Origin of the sequence: Marinomonas sp., from assembly GCF_965225885.1 — a bacterium.
Classification (GTDB): domain Bacteria; phylum Pseudomonadota; class Gammaproteobacteria; order Pseudomonadales; family Marinomonadaceae; genus Marinomonas.
On sequence record NZ_OZ245329.1, the window covers coordinates 2,841,207 to 2,857,385 of the forward strand.

General features: G+C 41.5%; 14 protein-coding genes. 6 read left to right on the plus strand and 8 right to left on the minus strand.

All coding sequences use genetic code 11. The features are described from left to right. Positions 1-65 precede the first annotated feature (65 nt). Both ACO05V_RS13600 and ACO05V_RS13605 read left to right on the plus strand, forming a co-directional pair. On the plus strand, positions 66-1,226 hold the full coding sequence (locus ACO05V_RS13600; protein WP_421852319.1) for an MFS transporter: 1,161 nt from the start codon (positions 66-68) through the stop codon (positions 1,224-1,226). A 132-nt stretch (positions 1,227-1,358) separates the two neighbouring features. Further along, positions 1,359-2,435: a GGDEF domain-containing protein gene (locus tag ACO05V_RS13605; protein ID WP_421852322.1), complete on the plus strand. Its 1,077-nt coding sequence runs from the start codon at positions 1,359-1,361 to the stop codon at positions 2,433-2,435. A 4-nt stretch (positions 2,436-2,439) separates the two neighbouring features. Here ACO05V_RS13605 and ACO05V_RS13610 read toward each other — a convergent pair whose 3' ends face one another. Next, a complete protein-coding gene (locus tag ACO05V_RS13610; protein WP_421852325.1) occupies positions 2,440-3,195 on the minus strand; it encodes a CLCA_X family protein in 756 nt (251 codons plus the stop codon). A gap of 143 nt (positions 3,196-3,338) precedes the next feature. Then, on the minus strand, positions 3,339-4,262 hold the full coding sequence (locus tag ACO05V_RS13615; protein ID WP_421852328.1) for a hypothetical protein: 924 nt from the start codon (positions 4,260-4,262) through the stop codon (positions 3,339-3,341). Between the two features lie 158 nt (positions 4,263-4,420). Here ACO05V_RS13615 and ACO05V_RS13620 point away from each other — a divergent pair, with 158 nt between their 5' ends. Further along, positions 4,421-5,005, plus strand: a complete 585-nt coding sequence (locus ACO05V_RS13620) for a Fe-Mn family superoxide dismutase (RefSeq protein WP_421852331.1) — start codon at positions 4,421-4,423, stop codon at positions 5,003-5,005. Positions 5,006-5,079: 74 nt separating this feature from the next. Here the strand turns inward: ACO05V_RS13620 and ACO05V_RS13625 are convergent, their stop codons facing one another. Next, positions 5,080-5,529 (minus strand): TerB family tellurite resistance protein, encoded by a 450-nt coding sequence (locus ACO05V_RS13625; RefSeq protein WP_421852334.1) that lies wholly within the window; start codon positions 5,527-5,529, stop codon positions 5,080-5,082. After that, positions 5,523-5,993, minus strand: coding sequence for a DUF6942 family protein (locus ACO05V_RS13630; protein ID WP_421852337.1), 471 nt, complete (start codon positions 5,991-5,993; stop codon positions 5,523-5,525). Before ACO05V_RS13630 ends, ACO05V_RS13625 begins: the two co-directional genes overlap by 7 nt. A 526-nt stretch (positions 5,994-6,519) precedes the next feature. Here ACO05V_RS13630 and ACO05V_RS13635 point away from each other — a divergent pair. Together ACO05V_RS13635 and ACO05V_RS13640 are read left to right on the plus strand one after the other, a co-directional pair. Further along, positions 6,520-7,689 carry a type III PLP-dependent enzyme gene (locus tag ACO05V_RS13635; RefSeq protein WP_421852340.1) on the plus strand — a complete coding sequence of 390 codons (1,170 nt, stop codon included), beginning with the start codon at positions 6,520-6,522 and terminating at the stop codon, positions 7,687-7,689. A 155-nt stretch (positions 7,690-7,844) separates the two neighbouring features. Continuing rightward, entirely contained in the window at positions 7,845-8,687 is an 843-nt protein-coding gene (locus ACO05V_RS13640) for an MOSC domain-containing protein (RefSeq protein ID WP_421852343.1), read from the plus strand. Positions 8,688-8,765: 78 nt separating this feature from the next. Here ACO05V_RS13640 and ACO05V_RS13645 read toward each other — a convergent pair whose 3' ends face one another. Further along, positions 8,766-10,352 carry an ABC-F family ATPase gene (locus ACO05V_RS13645; RefSeq protein ID WP_421852347.1) on the minus strand — a complete coding sequence of 529 codons (1,587 nt, stop codon included), beginning with the start codon at positions 10,350-10,352 and terminating at the stop codon, positions 8,766-8,768. A gap of 299 nt (positions 10,353-10,651) precedes the next feature. Between ACO05V_RS13645 and ACO05V_RS13650 the strand changes: the two genes are divergently transcribed. Then, positions 10,652-11,146, plus strand: a complete 495-nt coding sequence (locus ACO05V_RS13650; protein WP_421852350.1) for a cyclic nucleotide-binding domain-containing protein — start codon at positions 10,652-10,654, stop codon at positions 11,144-11,146. A 44-nt stretch (positions 11,147-11,190) separates the two neighbouring features. Here the strand turns inward: ACO05V_RS13650 and ACO05V_RS13655 are convergent, their stop codons facing one another. From ACO05V_RS13655 to metH, 3 genes are all read right to left on the minus strand, one after another. Then, a complete protein-coding gene (locus tag ACO05V_RS13655; protein ID WP_421852353.1) occupies positions 11,191-11,544 on the minus strand; it encodes a RidA family protein in 354 nt (117 codons plus the stop codon). Positions 11,545-11,652: 108 nt separating this feature from the next. Then, a complete protein-coding gene (cobO, locus tag ACO05V_RS13660; RefSeq protein WP_421852356.1) occupies positions 11,653-12,261 on the minus strand; it encodes a cob(I)yrinic acid a,c-diamide adenosyltransferase in 609 nt (202 codons plus the stop codon). Positions 12,262-12,350: 89 nt separating this feature from the next. Next, complete coding sequence (metH, locus tag ACO05V_RS13665; RefSeq protein ID WP_421852359.1) at positions 12,351-16,088, minus strand: methionine synthase; 3,738 nt, start codon at positions 16,086-16,088, stop codon at positions 12,351-12,353. Positions 16,089-16,179 lie beyond the last annotated feature (91 nt).

Here is a 16,179-nt window from a genome sequence, read left to right on the forward strand (position 1 = left end):
TTGCATTTATTAAACTTAAATCATCAAAGATAATCTCACAACTTAAAACTTTGTTGGAGAGAGAAATGCGAACACCACTACCGATTAGTGTTTATATGCTGAGTTTTGGCATTTTCATTATGATCAGTTGCGAACTACAAGTATTAGGGATGATGGAACAATTATCAGCAGCGTTGACGATCAGCATCGCTCAGGCAGGATATTTGGTCTCTATTTTTGCTGTCAGCATGGCTATTGGTGGCCCCATATTGGCGATCTTAGTTTCTAGACTAGCCGTTAAAAAAGCCTTAATGATGCTCTACATCATCTTTATCTTGGGTGAACTGCTAGGCGGTTTTTCGAATACTTTTGGCCAACTAGTCATCGCCCGATCTATAACAGGCATGGTTTCAGGTGCGTTTTTTGGTATTGCTATTGGCTTATCAGCTCGACTCGTCAACTCAGATAGCAAACTCAACGCCATATCAACGGTATTAGCAGGTATTATGCTTGGCACCATCATAGGCTTGCCGTTGGCTAAAGTAGTGTCTGAATACAGCAACTGGCAAAGCAGTTTTTTTCTTGTTGTTGGTCTGGCAAGTATCAGCGCTTTATTGACATACCTGACCCTACCCGATCTTTCGCCCGAACCACCACAATCTCTTAGAAAAGAATTAGGTGCTGTCTTTGATACTCGGCTTTGGTGGGTGTTTTTTACCAGTTTCTGCATTATTGGTGCCGTATACGCTCCGTTTAGCTATATCGTCCCTATTCTCAATCAAACATCAGGGATATCTCAAAACACTATTACATTAATTCTCTTTGCGTACGGTGGCATTATGCTCATCGGGAACAATTTGGTTGCTAAAATGGCAGCTAAAAATGCAAAAAGAACGCTAATAATGGGGATCAGTTTTCTCATTACCAATCTATGCATATTTGCCCTTTTTCATGATGATCATTGGTTAGCAATAAGCTGCACTTTACTACTCGGGTTATGCGGTGTCAGTTTAAACCCTGCCATGGTCAGTCGATTAATGGAATTACCTCAAGGTGGTCGTGCATTTATCAACACGCTCCATGCATCAATGATAACTTTAGGCATCATGTTTGGCAGTTTTACTGCTGGAATAGCGTTATCGTTCGGCTACCCACTAACTATGACCATTTGGATAGGTGCTGCTATTGCTCTTGTCGGCCTGTTAATTCTAAAAATCAGTCCAGCCTTAACAATTTCAAGTAGTTAGAACGTCATTTAATAAATCCCAAGTAACCCTTTTAGTATAAATTCACGTGCAGAAAGCTCTCATTTCAAATTTTTATCGAGGGCGACCCATTTTTTAACTTACAATAGACTAACTATATTGTGAGCAGATAACATGCACAGACGCTATTTAAAGAAAGTACTAGAGTGGTTACTTGGCAACAAAGACAAGCCGTTTGAATACACACACCATGCAGTATTACTCGTCGGTACGGTTCTGTTTTTTTACGCTGCGGTTGTAAACTATCATCTTGGTTTGGCAAATACATTTACCGTAATCGCTCTTTTGGCACTGTCATTTCTGATATTTATCGTTTGGTATTTATCTCGCTGGCGAAACCAATTCAAGCTCATGAGCGTCATTTTTATTGCCTTGATCATCCTAGTTGCCATTCCTGTCAATTGGATGGGGAATGGAGGGTCAAATGGACCAACATTTTTTGTTGCTTTAGGGCTGCTTATTTACATTTCGGGCTCATTTAAAAACATAGGATTATACCGTCGACTTGGTCAGCTTTTCTGCCTGTTGGTCCCTATTCCATTAATTATGCTAGAAAATGCGCATCCTGAACTTGTTTTTCATTACGCCACCGACTCACTAAAACAGATTGATCTAACCATTACCTTCATTATTATTGGTGTATTTTTGATCATTATGATGGAAAGCCTGTCCACTCGATTCAAGCTAGAAAGAGAAAAAGCCAAGCAGCTCTCAGAAAAACTTAAAGCCCTTTCAGAACAAGATTCACTCACAGGTTTGTATAATCGCAGAAAGTTAGATGAACAATATACGAGTTGGAAACAGCAAGGTCGCTTATTTAGCTTGGCCTTGCTAGACATTGACCATTTTAAAAACCTAAATGATCAATGGGGACACAACTATGGAGATAAGGTTCTGCAATCCTTTGCTGAACTACTTATGGATGTCGCCAAACAAAATAATGGCTTAGCCATACGGTTTGGTGGGGAAGAGTTTATCCTTTTCCTGCCTTTATCATTGGATGAGACGTATCAAGCTATTACTAAAACAGCACAATCCCTTAGCGAAAAAGCATTTCAACATGGCTCAGTAACCTTTAGTGCTGGCATTGCTGAAAATAGAACCAAGAGATCACAAGACGAGCTATTAAAATGTGCTGATAATTTAATGTATCAAGCGAAGAACAACGGCAGGAACTGTATTTTTAAGTAGAGAATCAGGCTCGCATTAATGTTCGACCAAGCAGACCAAAATAATTATGAAAGGCTTGGTTTATACGGTGCCGCTGTTCACCTTGTGGATAAAGGCCCATTTTAGCTTCTTCTGAATGACGACTGCCTTTAACTAAAAAAGTACTGGTAGGTTTGGTATCTTCAACGAAGGCTTCGAACGCTCTCGCTGTCATCTCTTCTGGCTTGTCATAATAGACTATTTTTAGTTTTTGATCAGCAAGACGGGATGCCTTAAACATATTGCTCGGTTCATCGCCTTGCTCATTTAACATGATAACCCGAAAGCACTCAGCTAATAATAAGCTCAGCGGATGAGGTTCTTTATTGCGAGACAATTGAATTGGGGAATTATTTAACCAGCTTGTAGAAGCAAAATGAGAAGGCGATACATGCTGAAACATTTTTTCGCCCATATAATGGTCAAAAGCATGAAACCATTCGTGTGCTAGACTTCCTGCGCCCGCATTTTTCGCTAATGACAATTGTCGTGTTGCAGGAACATAATGAGCTGCCACTCCTGGGCGACCACCCTTACCGTATTGAAGACCAAGTGTACCTCGTAAAGATATCAGCAGTTCTGGCCCTTGTAATACAGACATTAGATCTTCTAGCGCTCGATAAAAATTAACTGCTGCGCGATCTCTTTCTTCTGGTGTAACCCAACGGCCCATCTCAATGCCACGGAAATCAAATTGCCGACGTATAATGACAAAATTAACTAGACCTTGGTTAAAAGACATTTAGACTCGCTAATTAACGGTTAAACATAAAAAAATATAGTCGTGGTGAGTCAGGTTTCTTTCAACCTGACGGGGTTACTAGTTTCGTTGGGAAAACAAAAAAGGCCGATAAATCGGCCTCTTCTAATACTATCAGAACAAATTTATTGAGAATTAAGTTGCTGTTCTAGCATAAGCTGATTTATTTGCTTACGTAGACGGATGATTTCACCACTCACTTGAGTTCTAAAAGCATCGCTTGAGTTAATGGCATCTTGATGTTTAGCCAATGTATCTTGAATCTTCGCTACATCAGTTGAACCTGTATCTGCGGCACGTTTTTCTATTGTGGCTACTTTTTTCTGCAGCGCCGATAAGTCCTGTAAAATCTGATCAAGACTCAAGGCTTGAGCTTCATTCTGCCCAGCTTGTGCAAGGATTTGCTTTTCAGATGATTGCAATCGTTTTGCCTGATCATCTTGCTTTATCGCAACAGCTTTTACAGTTTCATCCATGGAAGCTACTGTTGGAATAAGTTTATTGTAGCCGGCTTCAACCTCATTAAAAGCTTCAGCTTGTACCGCAATGCGCTTAGATTGAGTTGAAACGGTATCGCGCAGTGAGGAAAGTTTTTTCTGCAGTTCGTCAATCGCAGTATCGTTACTTGCTATCGACTTTCTATTGGTGTCATAAGCAACACCCCAGAGTTTACGAATTTCACTGTCGTGATTTTTCAACGTTTCTTCTACGGTTTCGCCCTGTTTATTAGCTGAAACATCAGCAGCAAGAAGTTGATGATCTAAATTTTGTATCTCACTTTTTGCGCCATAAAGTTCGTTACGCAGCTGCATATTTTGCTGCCACAACCAATACCCTGCCCCTGCAGAAGCCATTAATATGAGTATCAATAAAATATAAATACCCGCTAAACTGGGCTTCTTATGGACAATAGTAGGTGCATGAGCTGGTTTTGCAGGAGTGGGATTAGTATGACCTTTTTGTGCTGTCGCACCTTGTGGCCTTCTATCGCTGACTTCATCTTGATCCAGAGTCAGGCTTGGGATCTCAACATCATCGTCTCTACGCATGGAAAATCTTATATAGTCGCTATTAATAGAAATTATGGAAATTCTTTAGTGAACAAGCCTAAAGAATATTATCTTCTGCTGTTCAGTGCTAGTATATAACCACCATTAACTGCTTGATAACAAGCATTTTTCGTTAATTAAAAGCAAGGAGAATTGAAATGGCTTTTGAATTACCCGCTCTTCCTTATGCTAAAGACGCACTAGAGCCTCATATGTCTGTTGAGACGCTTGAATACCATCACGGCAAGCATCACAACACTTATGTTGTTAAATTAAACGGCTTAGTTCCTGGTTCTGAATACGAAAATAAAACGCTTGAAGAGATCATTGTATCTGCTCCAGCGGGCCCTGTTTTCAACAATGCAGCTCAAATCTGGAACCACACTTTCTTCTGGAACAGCTTAAGCCCTAATGGCGGCGGCGAGCCAACTGGTGCTCTAGCAGATGCAATCAATGCAAAATGGGGTTCTTTCGCAGAGTTCCAAGCAGTATTTGATGACAAAGCTGTCAACAACTTCGGCTCTAGCTGGACTTGGTTAGTTAAAAACGCTGACGGCTCTCTAGAAATCGTAAACACAAGTAATGCTGCAACGCCAATGACAAACGGTCAAACAGCTATCATTACTGTGGATCTTTGGGAACACGCTTACTACATTGATTACCGCAATGTTCGTCCTGACTACCTAAAAGGTTTTTGGGCGCTAGCTAACTGGGAATTCGCAGCAGCGAACTTCGCAGCTTAAATCTATATTTCTATCAATTAGAAAGTAGAGTTAGACCAGTCAAAAAAACGCGGCTATTGCCGCGTTTTTTTTGCTTAAGATTCCTCTGTTTTCATTTCATCCAGTACAAACAGCTTTGCTTGGATAAATTCGGAGTGAGGCATAAATAGCAACTCACTGATCCTTCTTATGCGATGATCTTCATAAGAGTCGATGTCACCATCAGCTAATGCAACACGCCATAAACCTTTCAATAGCAGCATTTTTTGCTCTAGCGTTGCGCCTTCATTAATGACCTTAGTAAATTGATAAAGGTCGTTTGCTTGATCTACACCAGAACGAGCGTCGTCATAAAGAATATCAATATCTTCCCCCAAATCGCTCACTTCACGAAGAAAACGCTTCACTTGTCGTTCTTCTTGCTCATCAATTTTATGGTCAGCTAACATCACTTCCATAAGCAGAGCTGCCACAGCTTTCTGATAAGATATTTGCTCACCTTGCTCTACAGGAAGACTGAAAAGACTTTTTAAAGCTTTTAACATTTTTTCTCCAAAGTACACTCTCGTAGAGCTTCAATTAGTATATTAGGAAACTGTCTATAATCTAGGTATGGACACCAAATATACGGAAGGCAGACAAAGGCAGTATGCACCTCGCCGATTTCTTGCGCAGAATCTGCGATAGGTAATTCATCTCTAAACATATTGCCAACAATAAAAACAACGCCTTTATAGTCACAAAGCTGGTCTAAAGAAAACGCAACGCCTACTTTAGATAACAGCTCTGCATCGCGAAAGGCTTTCCACGAGTCATAAGCAGGTGCGGCTAATTTTGCCATGATCGTAAAAATTTTACGCCAGTGATTTCCATTTAGTTCAATTAAGAGAGAAACATTAGGTTTTTTTAAAAAGCACACATCAACAGAATCTGGTAGAACAGGTCTATTTGGTAAAAGAAAAACATACTCAGCTTCGTCAGCACAAGCCCCTAGCCATAACTCATTCATCTAGTACTCCTTAATCGTACAAGAATACAGCGAGTGCTTTTTAATATCTGCTAATCAATAGGAAAAAACTGTGTAAACAGCCTTCACATCAAGTCTCTAAATAACTTTATTTACGAGTAGATCAACAAAGCCAAAAATAACAGATTGTTTACAACATTATATTAGACTTATCTTATTAATATAAATTAGAATAAGCTTATATAAACTAAAGGATTCCAATCATGGATACAATTTTTAACCCACTCGTAGGTGGTGTACTGATAGGTCTAACGGCAACAATTTATCTTCTTAGCATCGGAAAAGTGATTGGTATCAGCGGGATATTATCTCAGCTATTGTTTAGCAAGGAGCGTTTTCTGCCCTTTCTATTCATTGCTGAACATAATCCGCACCGCTTCAACTGCTGCGCTAGTCGCTTAAGGTCTTACCGCCGGATAAGTAACAGCCATAAGTAGGACGGGAAAAGGTAAAGACGTTTACTTATTTAATCGGTTTATGTTTTGCATAATTAAGGAGCCTCTAGCCCATGACGACTATTGACGTTAATTCTTTCTACACACCTGAGCGTTTTGCCCGTTTTAAAGCGTTTGCTGAAACCAAAGACACCCCTTTTGTTGTTATCGATACAGCCATCATTGACGAGGCTTACACAGAGCTAACCAAAGGCTTTCCTGTTGCTGATATTTTTTACGCTATCAAAGCTAATCCAGCCCCAGAGATTCTGACTCTACTTCGTGACCGTGGCTCAAACTTTGATGTAGCATCACGTTATGAGTTGGACAAACTGCTTGCGATTGGTGGTATTTCACCTGATCAAGTGAGTTACGGTAACACTATCAAGAAAGCAAAAGACGTTCGTTACTTTTATGAAAAAGGCGTGCGCATGTTTGCGACAGACTCGGAAGCAGATTTGCGCAATATTGCGAAAGCCGCTCCAGGCTCACGCGTTTATGTTCGTATCTTGACAGAAGGCACAGTAACAGCTGACTGGCCACTGTCTCGTAAATTCGGCTGCCGTCCAGATATGGCGATGGACTTACTTGTGCTTGCAAAAGAACTTGGTTTGATTCCTTACGGTATCTCTTTCCACGTTGGCTCCCAGCAGCGTGATATCGGTGCATGGGACGCGGCAATTGCTAGCGTTAAAGTAATCTTTGAACGTCTTAAAGAAGAAGATGGCATTGTTTTAGAAATGATTAATATGGGTGGTGGATTCCCCGCAAACTATATTGCTCGTACTAATGACCTTGCTACTTATGCGGAAGAAATCACACGTTTCTTAGAAGAAGACTTTGGTACTGATTTACCACGCATTATTCTAGAACCAGGTCGTTCTTTGATCTCTAACGCAGGTGTGCTTGTGAGCGAAGTTGTTTTGATTTCTCGTAAATCACACACAGCACTAAATCGTTGGGTATTCACTGACGTTGGTAAATTCTCTGGCCTTATTGAAACACTAGATGAATCGATCAAGTATCCGATTTATGTTGAAAAAGGTGGCGAGTTAGAAGAAGTTATTATCGCAGGTCCAACCTGTGACAGCGCTGACATTATGTATGAAAACTACAAATATGGCTTACCACTGAATTTGGCAATTGGTGACCGTATGTACTGGCTATCCACTGGCGCCTACACAACGACTTACAGTGCAGTAGAGTTTAACGGCTTCCCGCCTTTGGCTTCATACTACTTGTAAGTACGACTTGTAAGTATTTTTTGTAAGCAATTTGCCTAAATAGCAAGAAAACGAAAGCCTCAGAAAATGAATTTCTGAGGCTTTTTTATTGGAATGATTTACCTGTTAAGTAATAATACAGCCTAATTTCATTCAAAGCACAAAAGGGAATTTTCATGTCGTACACCCTAAGTGAACTCACGATCTATCCAATTAAATCCATCCAAGGTATCTCTTTATTATCAAGCCAAGTCGAGAATGCTGGGCTTTGTGAAGATAGACGCTACATGCTGGTCAAACCGGATGGTGAGTTTATTACTGGTCGTAAGCACCCAAACTTAACATTAGTAACGGCCAAGCAACTTGAAAATAGTTCGTGGAAGCTTTCTCATCCTGATGTTGTTAGTGATCTTATTATCGATCCGTTAACTTTTTCCAGTCATTATATGCAAACCATTGTTTGGGACAATCCAATCAGCTCGCAGCTCACTCAAGAAGACGCTAACACCTGGTTTAGTGAGGTCGCAGGCGAAGCCGTAAAACTCGTGTATTTCGGTGAAAAGTCGAAACGCTTTACCAGTCGTAAACCTGAAGTACCTGTTGCTTTTGCCGATGGCTACCCTTTTTTATTGACGACAGAAGCTTCACTAGATGAGCTAAATAAAACTTGTCCTGAAGATATTCAAATGGCGCAATTTCGCCCTAACTTGGTAATAACAGGCAATAACCCATTTGAAGAAGATAGCTGGAAACGCATTCGTATAGGTGAAGTGGAATTTGAAAATGTTAAGCCTTGTGATCGCTGCATTTTCACAACATTAGACCCAAGCACTGCACAGCGAAGTAAAAAAGGTGAACCACTTAAAACGCTTGCAAAGTTTCGTTTACTTGGTAAAGAAAGCATTACTTTTGGTATAAATATGATCACGCTAAATACAGGGGTTATCAATATTAACGATAAAGTTGAGGTGCTTGAATATAAAGAACCTGAAGTATATGTAGACCGTCGAAAACGCTAAAAGAATTCGTTTTAAAAAAACCATAAAAAAGAAGGCACTCGGCCTTCTTTTTTTATAACAAAAATATGATTTCTTGGTTTAGGCTTCTATTTTAGCCAAGTACTCATCGTATGTACCATGGAAATCGACAATACCTTCACTGGTTACTTCTACAATGCGAGTTGCCAAAGACGATACAAATTCACGGTCATGACTGACGAAAATCAAAGTGCCTGGATAGTTCTCAAGGGCCAAGTTCAAAGACTCAATCGATTCCATGTCCATATGGTTAGTTGGCTCATCCATAACGAGAACATTAGGTTTTTGTAGCATCAACTTACCGAACAGCATACGACCTTGCTCACCTCCAGAAAGAACTTTAACGGATTTCTTGATATCGTTTTGAGAGAACAAAAGACGACCTAACGTGCCACGAATTACTTGCTCATCGTCGCCTTCTTGCCCCCACTGTCCCATCCACTCAATCAGATCGACGTCTTTTTCGAATTCATGATGATGATCCTGGGCGTAGTAACCAATGTTGGCATTTTCGGACCACTTCACGTCACCTTTGGTTAAGTCTGTGTCACCAACCAAACATTTTAACAAGGTTGTTTTACCGATACCGTTTGGCCCGATAACCGCAATACGCTCGCCAACCTCAACCATCATGTTCAGGCCGCTGAATAATTCTTCATCATATGATTTGGCAACGTTTTCAATTTGAACCGCCATACGATGTAATTTTTTCTCTTGCTCGAAGCGAATAAATGGATTCTGGCGACTAGAAGGTTTCACTTCTTCTAGTTGAATCTTATCAATCTGTTTAGCACGAGAAGTCGCTTGTTTTGATTTAGATGCGTTGGCAGAGAAACGGCTTACAAACGATTTTAATTCATTGATTTGAGCTTTTTTCTTCGCGTTGTCTGACAATAAACGTTCGCGGGCTTGAGTCGCCGCTGTCATGTACTCATCGTAGTTACCAGAGAACAAACGCAATTCGCCGTAATCCAAATCCGCCATGTTAGTACAAACAGAGTTCAAGAAGTGACGGTCATGGGAAATAATGATCATGGTGCAATTACGCTCGACCAAGACACCTTCCAACCAACGGATAGTATTGATATCCAAGTTGTTTGTTGGCTCGTCCAGCAACAAAATTTCTGGATCAGAGAACAAGGCTTGAGCCAACAAGACTCGTAGCTTTAAACCCGGAGCCACTTCGCTCATCAAACCATAATGCTGCTCGGTAGGAATACCAACACCTAGCAATAATTCTCCGGCACGTGCATCAGCAGTGTAACCATCCATTTCAGCAAATTCAGCTTCTAGATCGCCGGCACGCAAGCCATCCGCTTCTGTCATTTCAGGGTTAGCGTAGATAGCATCTTTTTCAGACTTTATCGCCCAAAGCTCTGTGTGGCCCATGATAACGGTATCAATAACAGAATATTCTTCGTAAGCGAATTGATCCTGTTTCAATTTACCAAGACGCTCATTAGGATCTTTGGAAACATTACCGGAGCTTGGCTCCAAATCGCCACCTAGAATTTTCATGAAAGTGGATTTACCACATCCATTCGCGCCGATAAGACCGTAGCGCTTTCCTTCTCCGAATTTGACAGATACGTTTTCAAAAAGAGGTTTTGCACCAAATTGCATGGTGATGTTGGCCGTCGTTAACAAAGTATTCTTCCGTTTATCATGAGGTAAATAATGGTGCTCTAGTAGACTAAATCGTCAGAGCAAAGCTGATGGGCGCATTATCGCACAGATTGACTCGACTCTTTAAGGCCGAAAGCAGTTATTGCCAAAAAAAAGCCGAATTTACTGTTACAGATAGAGTCAAAAAATATAAATTGAATACAAAACGACACTACTGTTTTGCCCTAAATAGACCTAAAACTAATATATGCCTCTCGGCTATTCAGAAATGAACTTTTTGGCCGATGATATTAAAAGAACTCACATAGACGGAGAGAGAAATGAAAACCGTCCTAGCAAAAGAATCACAATACAACATTTCGCCAGCACATTTGAAAGAAGGTTCTATTTTTGGTGCTTTATCCGAACCTTCTATCCAGTTTCTATTGAATGAAGGTGTTTTACATAAGGTCACCAAAGGTGATGAGATTTTTTCTTATGGCAGTAAAGGTGGCAGTTTCCACACAGTATTGCATGGCAAGTTAGATTTTTATAAGCAACATGGTGAGAAGAAGCTACGAACCAGAACGATTTGTTTCGGAGAAGCGATTGGCTTTGTCTCAATGATTGCATTGCATGAGCGAGTTGGTAGCCTTTGTGCAATAGAAGACAGTCTTTTACTCGAAATATCCAGTCAGTTATTTAGTGACTTTCACGACCAATATCCATTCGATTTTGGTATTTTACTGATGAACCTATCCCGAGATATGGCAAGAACCATTCGAGTATTAAGTAATGCTTTGGTTGAGAACGATGTGGTAGTAAAAAGAAATTAAGTAAAGATAGACTGGTACTCAAGGTGCCAGCCTACCTCAGGAGATTACTTTATTGCAGCAACAACGGATATTTCAACTAACAGCTCCGGTCTTGCCAATCGAGCTTCTACGCATGCTCTCGCTGGGGCGTGGCCTTCGGGAATCCACTTATCCCAAACAGCATTCATCGTTACAAAATCTTTCATATCACGAAGATAAATAGTAGCAGAAAGAATATAGGATTTATCGGTACCAGCTTGCTCTAATAATACATCTACTTTATCAAGCATGGTTCGTGTTTGTTCAGTAATGTCCGAGTTCGCATCAGCACCAACTTGGCCGCAAAGATATACCGTTTCATTATGCTTAACGATACGACTCATGCGTTGACCAACTTCCATGCGCTCAATGGTTGCCATAAAAACCTCTATTAAATTGAGAGTTAAAAAATCATAACTTAATTATTAGAATGTGTTCTATAAAACTCTTGATAAATAACTAGCCGACTAATATAAAACGACAAAGCATTAAAACTCCAGCCCTTTTTGCGCTTTAATGCCTCGCTTGAATGCATGTTTTACTTCTTTTATCTCACTAACCGTATCAGCCAACTCAACCAGAGCGTCAGAAGCACCGCGACCAGTCACCACAAGATGCTGATTCTCAGGACGATTCATCAAAGCCTTAAGCACAGTATCTTCAAGTAAATACTCATAATGCAACAAGTAGGTTAACTCATCGAGTACCACCAAATCGATACTTGGATCAGACAGCATAGCGGCGGCTTTCTCCCATGCTTGCTCAGAAGAGGCGATATCTGAATCACGATTTTGTGTTTCCCAGGTGAAGCCTGCTGGCATGATTTCCCATTGCACGTTTTTTTGCTGCTTAAAGAAATCGATTTCGCCCGTGTTCCACTCACCTTTCAAGAACTGGACCACCCCAACCTTCATACCATGACCTAAAGCACGGGCGACCATACCCAAGGCCGAACTCGATTTACCTTTGCCATTACCAGTCAAAAGAACAAATGTACCTTTGTCTTCTTGGGCTTTGGCAATACGTTTATCAACATGTGATTTGATCGCTTGCATGCGTTTTTTATGCTTATCTGGATCTTTAATGGTTTTTGACATGTAAATATCCTTTAGAAATAGAAAAACCTAATCTGCGCTGACTAGCCTCGCAGATTAGGTTTGCTCAACAAAAGAGACGATGAATAAAGTTAAATACGATCATCTTCAGGGTCATAACCAAGATTTGGTGCTAACCAGCGTTCAGCTTCATCTTTGCTCATTCCTTTACGCTCTGCATAGCTATCCACTTGATCTGGGCCGATTTTACCGACGCCAAAGTATGTCGCATCTGGATGAGCGAAATACCAACCACTTACCGCCGCCGTTGGTAACATGGCAAAGCTCTCAGTGATCTCCATATCAATTTTTTCTTTTACATCCAACAAGGCCCAAAGCTTGGCTTTTTCTGTGTGATCAGGGCAAGCCGGATAACCTGGTGCGGGGCGAATACCTTGGTATTTTTCTTTGATCAATTGCTCATTGGTTAGCGCTTCAGCTTCTGCATAACCCCAGAATTCTTTACGCACTTTTTCGTGTAAATACTCTGCCGTCGCTTCGGCTAAGCGGTCTGCAACCGCTTTGATCATAATAGAGTTGTAATCATCATGATCTGCTTCATATTTCGCCACAAGAGGATCAATACCAAAACCCGCAGCACAGGCAAAAGCACCAATATAATCCGCTACGCCACTTTCTTTTGGCGCCACAAAATCCGCCAAGCTGTGGTTATATTTACCCGGAGCCGTTAACTCATTCTGAATTCGAAGGAAAGACAAACGTTCGACGACTTCGCTACGAGATTCATCTGCATAAATTTCAATATCGTCATGATTTGCTTGGTTAGCAGGGAATAAACCAACCACTGCGCGAGCTTGCAAGCACTTAGTAGCGATTACTTCATCTAACATCTTCAATGCATCTTCGAAGACACGTTTTGCCTCGACACCGAGTACTTCATCGGTAAGAATCCGCGGATAAGCGCCAGCTAATTCCCATGTCTGGAAGAATGGCGTCCAATCTATGTAATCTTTAACCTGATTAAGATCGATATCGTTTTCCGTTAATACTGTGATGCCAAGCTTTTTAGGCTGAACTACGTTACTACCTTCAAACACAATTGGAGCTTTATTCTGGCGAGCTTTATCCAAAGAGACTCGACGGCCTGCTTTGGCACGATCCTTATAGCGAATTCGGGTTTTCTCGTAATCGGCTTTAATTTCATCGACAAACTTCTGGTAACGCTCTTTGTCTTTGCTTAATAAAGCACTTGCCACGCCCACACTTCGCGATGCGTTGGTGACATGAACCACTTGATTGCGTTTGTAGTTCTGTTCGATTTTTACCGCCGTATGCGCTTTCGATGTTGTCGCACCACCTATCATCACCGGCAAATCAAAACCCTGGCGTTCCATTTCTTTTGCTACATGGACCATTTCATCAAGGGATGGCGTGATCAAGCCAGACAAGCCAATCATGTCTGCACCAACTTCTTTTGCGGTGCGCAAGATTTTTTCAGCAGGCACCATGACACCAAGATCGATAACTTCAAAATTGTTACATTGCAGCACAACACCAACGATGTTCTTACCGATATCGTGTACATCGCCCTTCACCGTCGCCATAACGATCTTGCCATTGCTAGACGACGCGGTATCCATGTTAAGGCGTTTTTCTTCTTCGATAAAAGGCATTAGGTAGGCAACGGCTTTTTTCATCACTCGTGCTGATTTAACCACTTGAGGCAAGAACATTTTACCGGAACCAAACAAGTCACCGACTATGCTCATCCCATCCATCAATGGCCCTTCAATGACCTCTAAAGGGCGAGCAAAGGCTTGACGCGCTTCTTCCGTATCGTCATCAATAAATTCAGTGATGCCTTTAACCAGTGCATGACTAAGGCGTTCAGACACAGGTAAACTACGCCATTCTTGAGTTTCTTTTTCTGCTACTTCGCCTGTTCCAGCAAACTCACCAGCCATAGCTAACAAGTTGTCTGTTGCATCTGGCGTACGGTTAAGTACTGCGTCTTCTACGGCATTACGCAATTTGGTTGGGATATCTTCATACAAGGCAAGCTGCCCTGCGTTGACGATACCCATCGTCATGCCTTGTTTGATCGCGTGATATAAGAACACCGCGTGAATCGCCTCACGAACAGGGTTATTACCACGGAATGAGAAAGACACGTTTGAAACGCCGCCAGACACCTTGGCATAAGGTAATTCACGAGTGATATCACCTGTTGCTTCGATAAAGTCCAAGGCGTAACGGTTGTGTTCTTCAATACCTGTCGCGATAGCAAAGATATTCGGGTCGAAAATAATGTCTTCGGGTGGAAAGCCTACTTCATCGACCAAGATGTGATAAGAGCGGCGGCAGATCTCTATTTTACGCGCCCGCGTATCCGCTTGGCCAGCTTCATCAAATGCCATAACGATAACCGCCGCACCGTATTTCATCAATTTGCGAGCTTGATCACGAAACTTATCTTCGCCCTCTTTCATACTAATAGAGTTAACGACACCTTTGCCCTGAACCCATTTCAAACCCGCTTCTAAGATTTCCCATTTAGAAGAGTCCAACATGATCGGCACTCGAGAAATATCAGGTTCAGACGCGATGAGCTTAAGAAAGCGCTCCATTGCAGCTTGCGAATCCAGCATGCCTTCATCCATGTTAATGTCGATTATCTGCGCACCGTTTTCCACTTGCTGACGAGCCACATCCAAAGCAGTATCAAAATCACCTTCTTTGATAAGACGCTTAAACATGGCCGAGCCAGTTACGTTGGTTCTTTCACCGACGTTCACAAACAAGCTATTGCCATCGATATTAAATGGCTCAAGACCAGACAAACGACAGGCTTTTTCGATTACAGGAATAACACGAGGTGTAGCGTCTGCAAAGGCAGTCGCGAAAGTCTTAATGTGCTCTGGTGCCGTACCACAGCAACCGCCGATGATATTCAGAAAACCAGAGTCTACCCAACCTTGAATCTCTTCAAGCATCTCTTCTGGCGATTCGTCGTATTCACCAAAAGCATTCGGTAATCCAGCATTTGGGTGAGCAGATACATGCGTATCAGCAATACGAGAAAGCTCTTCCACATATTGACGCAGCTCTTTTGGACCCAAAGCACAATTCAAGCCAACAGAAATAGGCTTGGCGTGAGAAATAGAGTTCCAGAAAGCTTCCGTGGTTTGTCCAGATAAAGTACGACCAGACGCATCAGTAATAGTCCCAGAAATCATGATTGGGTAACGAACACCATTTTTCTCGAAATAATCTAATACCGCGTAAATAGCAGCTTTTGCGTTCAATGTATCGAAGATGGTTTCGATTAACAGAATATCCACGCCACCTTTGATCAAACCATCAACGGCAGTTGTATAAGCGGAAACGAGCTCATCAAAATGTATGTTGCGAAAACCGGGATCGTTTACATCAGGAGAAATAGTACAAGTACGACTAGTCGGGCCAACCGCACCAGCAACAAAGCGTGGTTTGTTGGGATTTTGTTTAGTGAATTCATCAGCGGCTTCACGAGCTAAACGAGCCGATTCGAAGTTGAGTTCGTAACTAAGATCTTCCATGTGATAATCCAACATGGAAATATAATTGGCGTTGAAAGTGTTGGTTTCAATAATGTCTGCGCCAGCTGCAAGATAACTGGAATAAATGTCTTTGATGATCTTTGGTTGAGTCAAAGAAAGCAGGTCATTGTTGCCTTTTAAGTCACTATTCCAATCAGCAAAACGCTCGCCGCGATAATCTTGTTCTTCTAATTTGTATCCCTGAATCATGGTGCCCATGGCGCCATCTAAAATCAATACGCTTTCAGCTAGTCGTTTCTCAATAATAGAATACGAATCGGACTTTACCACTCTCACCACCTCAAAAAAGAATATGCGAACGTACTATACCGAAAAGTGCGGCTTTGCGCGTTGAAAAATAGTAATGAGGAGTTGAATGATC

Bases quoted from the DNA above. Each gene is read 5' to 3' on its own strand.
- ACO05V_RS13600 (WP_421852319.1), top strand. From the start codon at position 66: ATGCGAACACCACTACCGATTAGTGTTTATATGCTGAGTTTTGGCATT.
- ACO05V_RS13605 (WP_421852322.1), top strand. From the start codon at position 1,359: ATGCACAGACGCTATTTAAAGAAAGTACTAGAGTGGTTACTTGGCAAC.
- ACO05V_RS13610 (WP_421852325.1), bottom strand. From the start codon at position 3,195: ATGTCTTTTAACCAAGGTCTAGTTAATTTTGTCATTATACGTCGGCAA.
- ACO05V_RS13615 (WP_421852328.1), bottom strand. From the start codon at position 4,262: ATGCGTAGAGACGATGATGTTGAGATCCCAAGCCTGACTCTGGATCAA.
- ACO05V_RS13620 (WP_421852331.1), top strand. From the start codon at position 4,421: ATGGCTTTTGAATTACCCGCTCTTCCTTATGCTAAAGACGCACTAGAG.
- ACO05V_RS13625 (WP_421852334.1), bottom strand. From the start codon at position 5,529: ATGTTAAAAGCTTTAAAAAGTCTTTTCAGTCTTCCTGTAGAGCAAGGT.
- ACO05V_RS13630 (WP_421852337.1), bottom strand. From the start codon at position 5,993: ATGAATGAGTTATGGCTAGGGGCTTGTGCTGACGAAGCTGAGTATGTT.
- ACO05V_RS13635 (WP_421852340.1), top strand. From the start codon at position 6,520: ATGACGACTATTGACGTTAATTCTTTCTACACACCTGAGCGTTTTGCC.
- ACO05V_RS13640 (WP_421852343.1), top strand. From the start codon at position 7,845: ATGTCGTACACCCTAAGTGAACTCACGATCTATCCAATTAAATCCATC.
- ACO05V_RS13650 (WP_421852350.1), top strand. From the start codon at position 10,652: ATGAAAACCGTCCTAGCAAAAGAATCACAATACAACATTTCGCCAGCA.
- ACO05V_RS13655 (WP_421852353.1), bottom strand. From the start codon at position 11,544: ATGGCAACCATTGAGCGCATGGAAGTTGGTCAACGCATGAGTCGTATC.
- cobO (WP_421852356.1), bottom strand. From the start codon at position 12,261: ATGTCAAAAACCATTAAAGATCCAGATAAGCATAAAAAACGCATGCAA.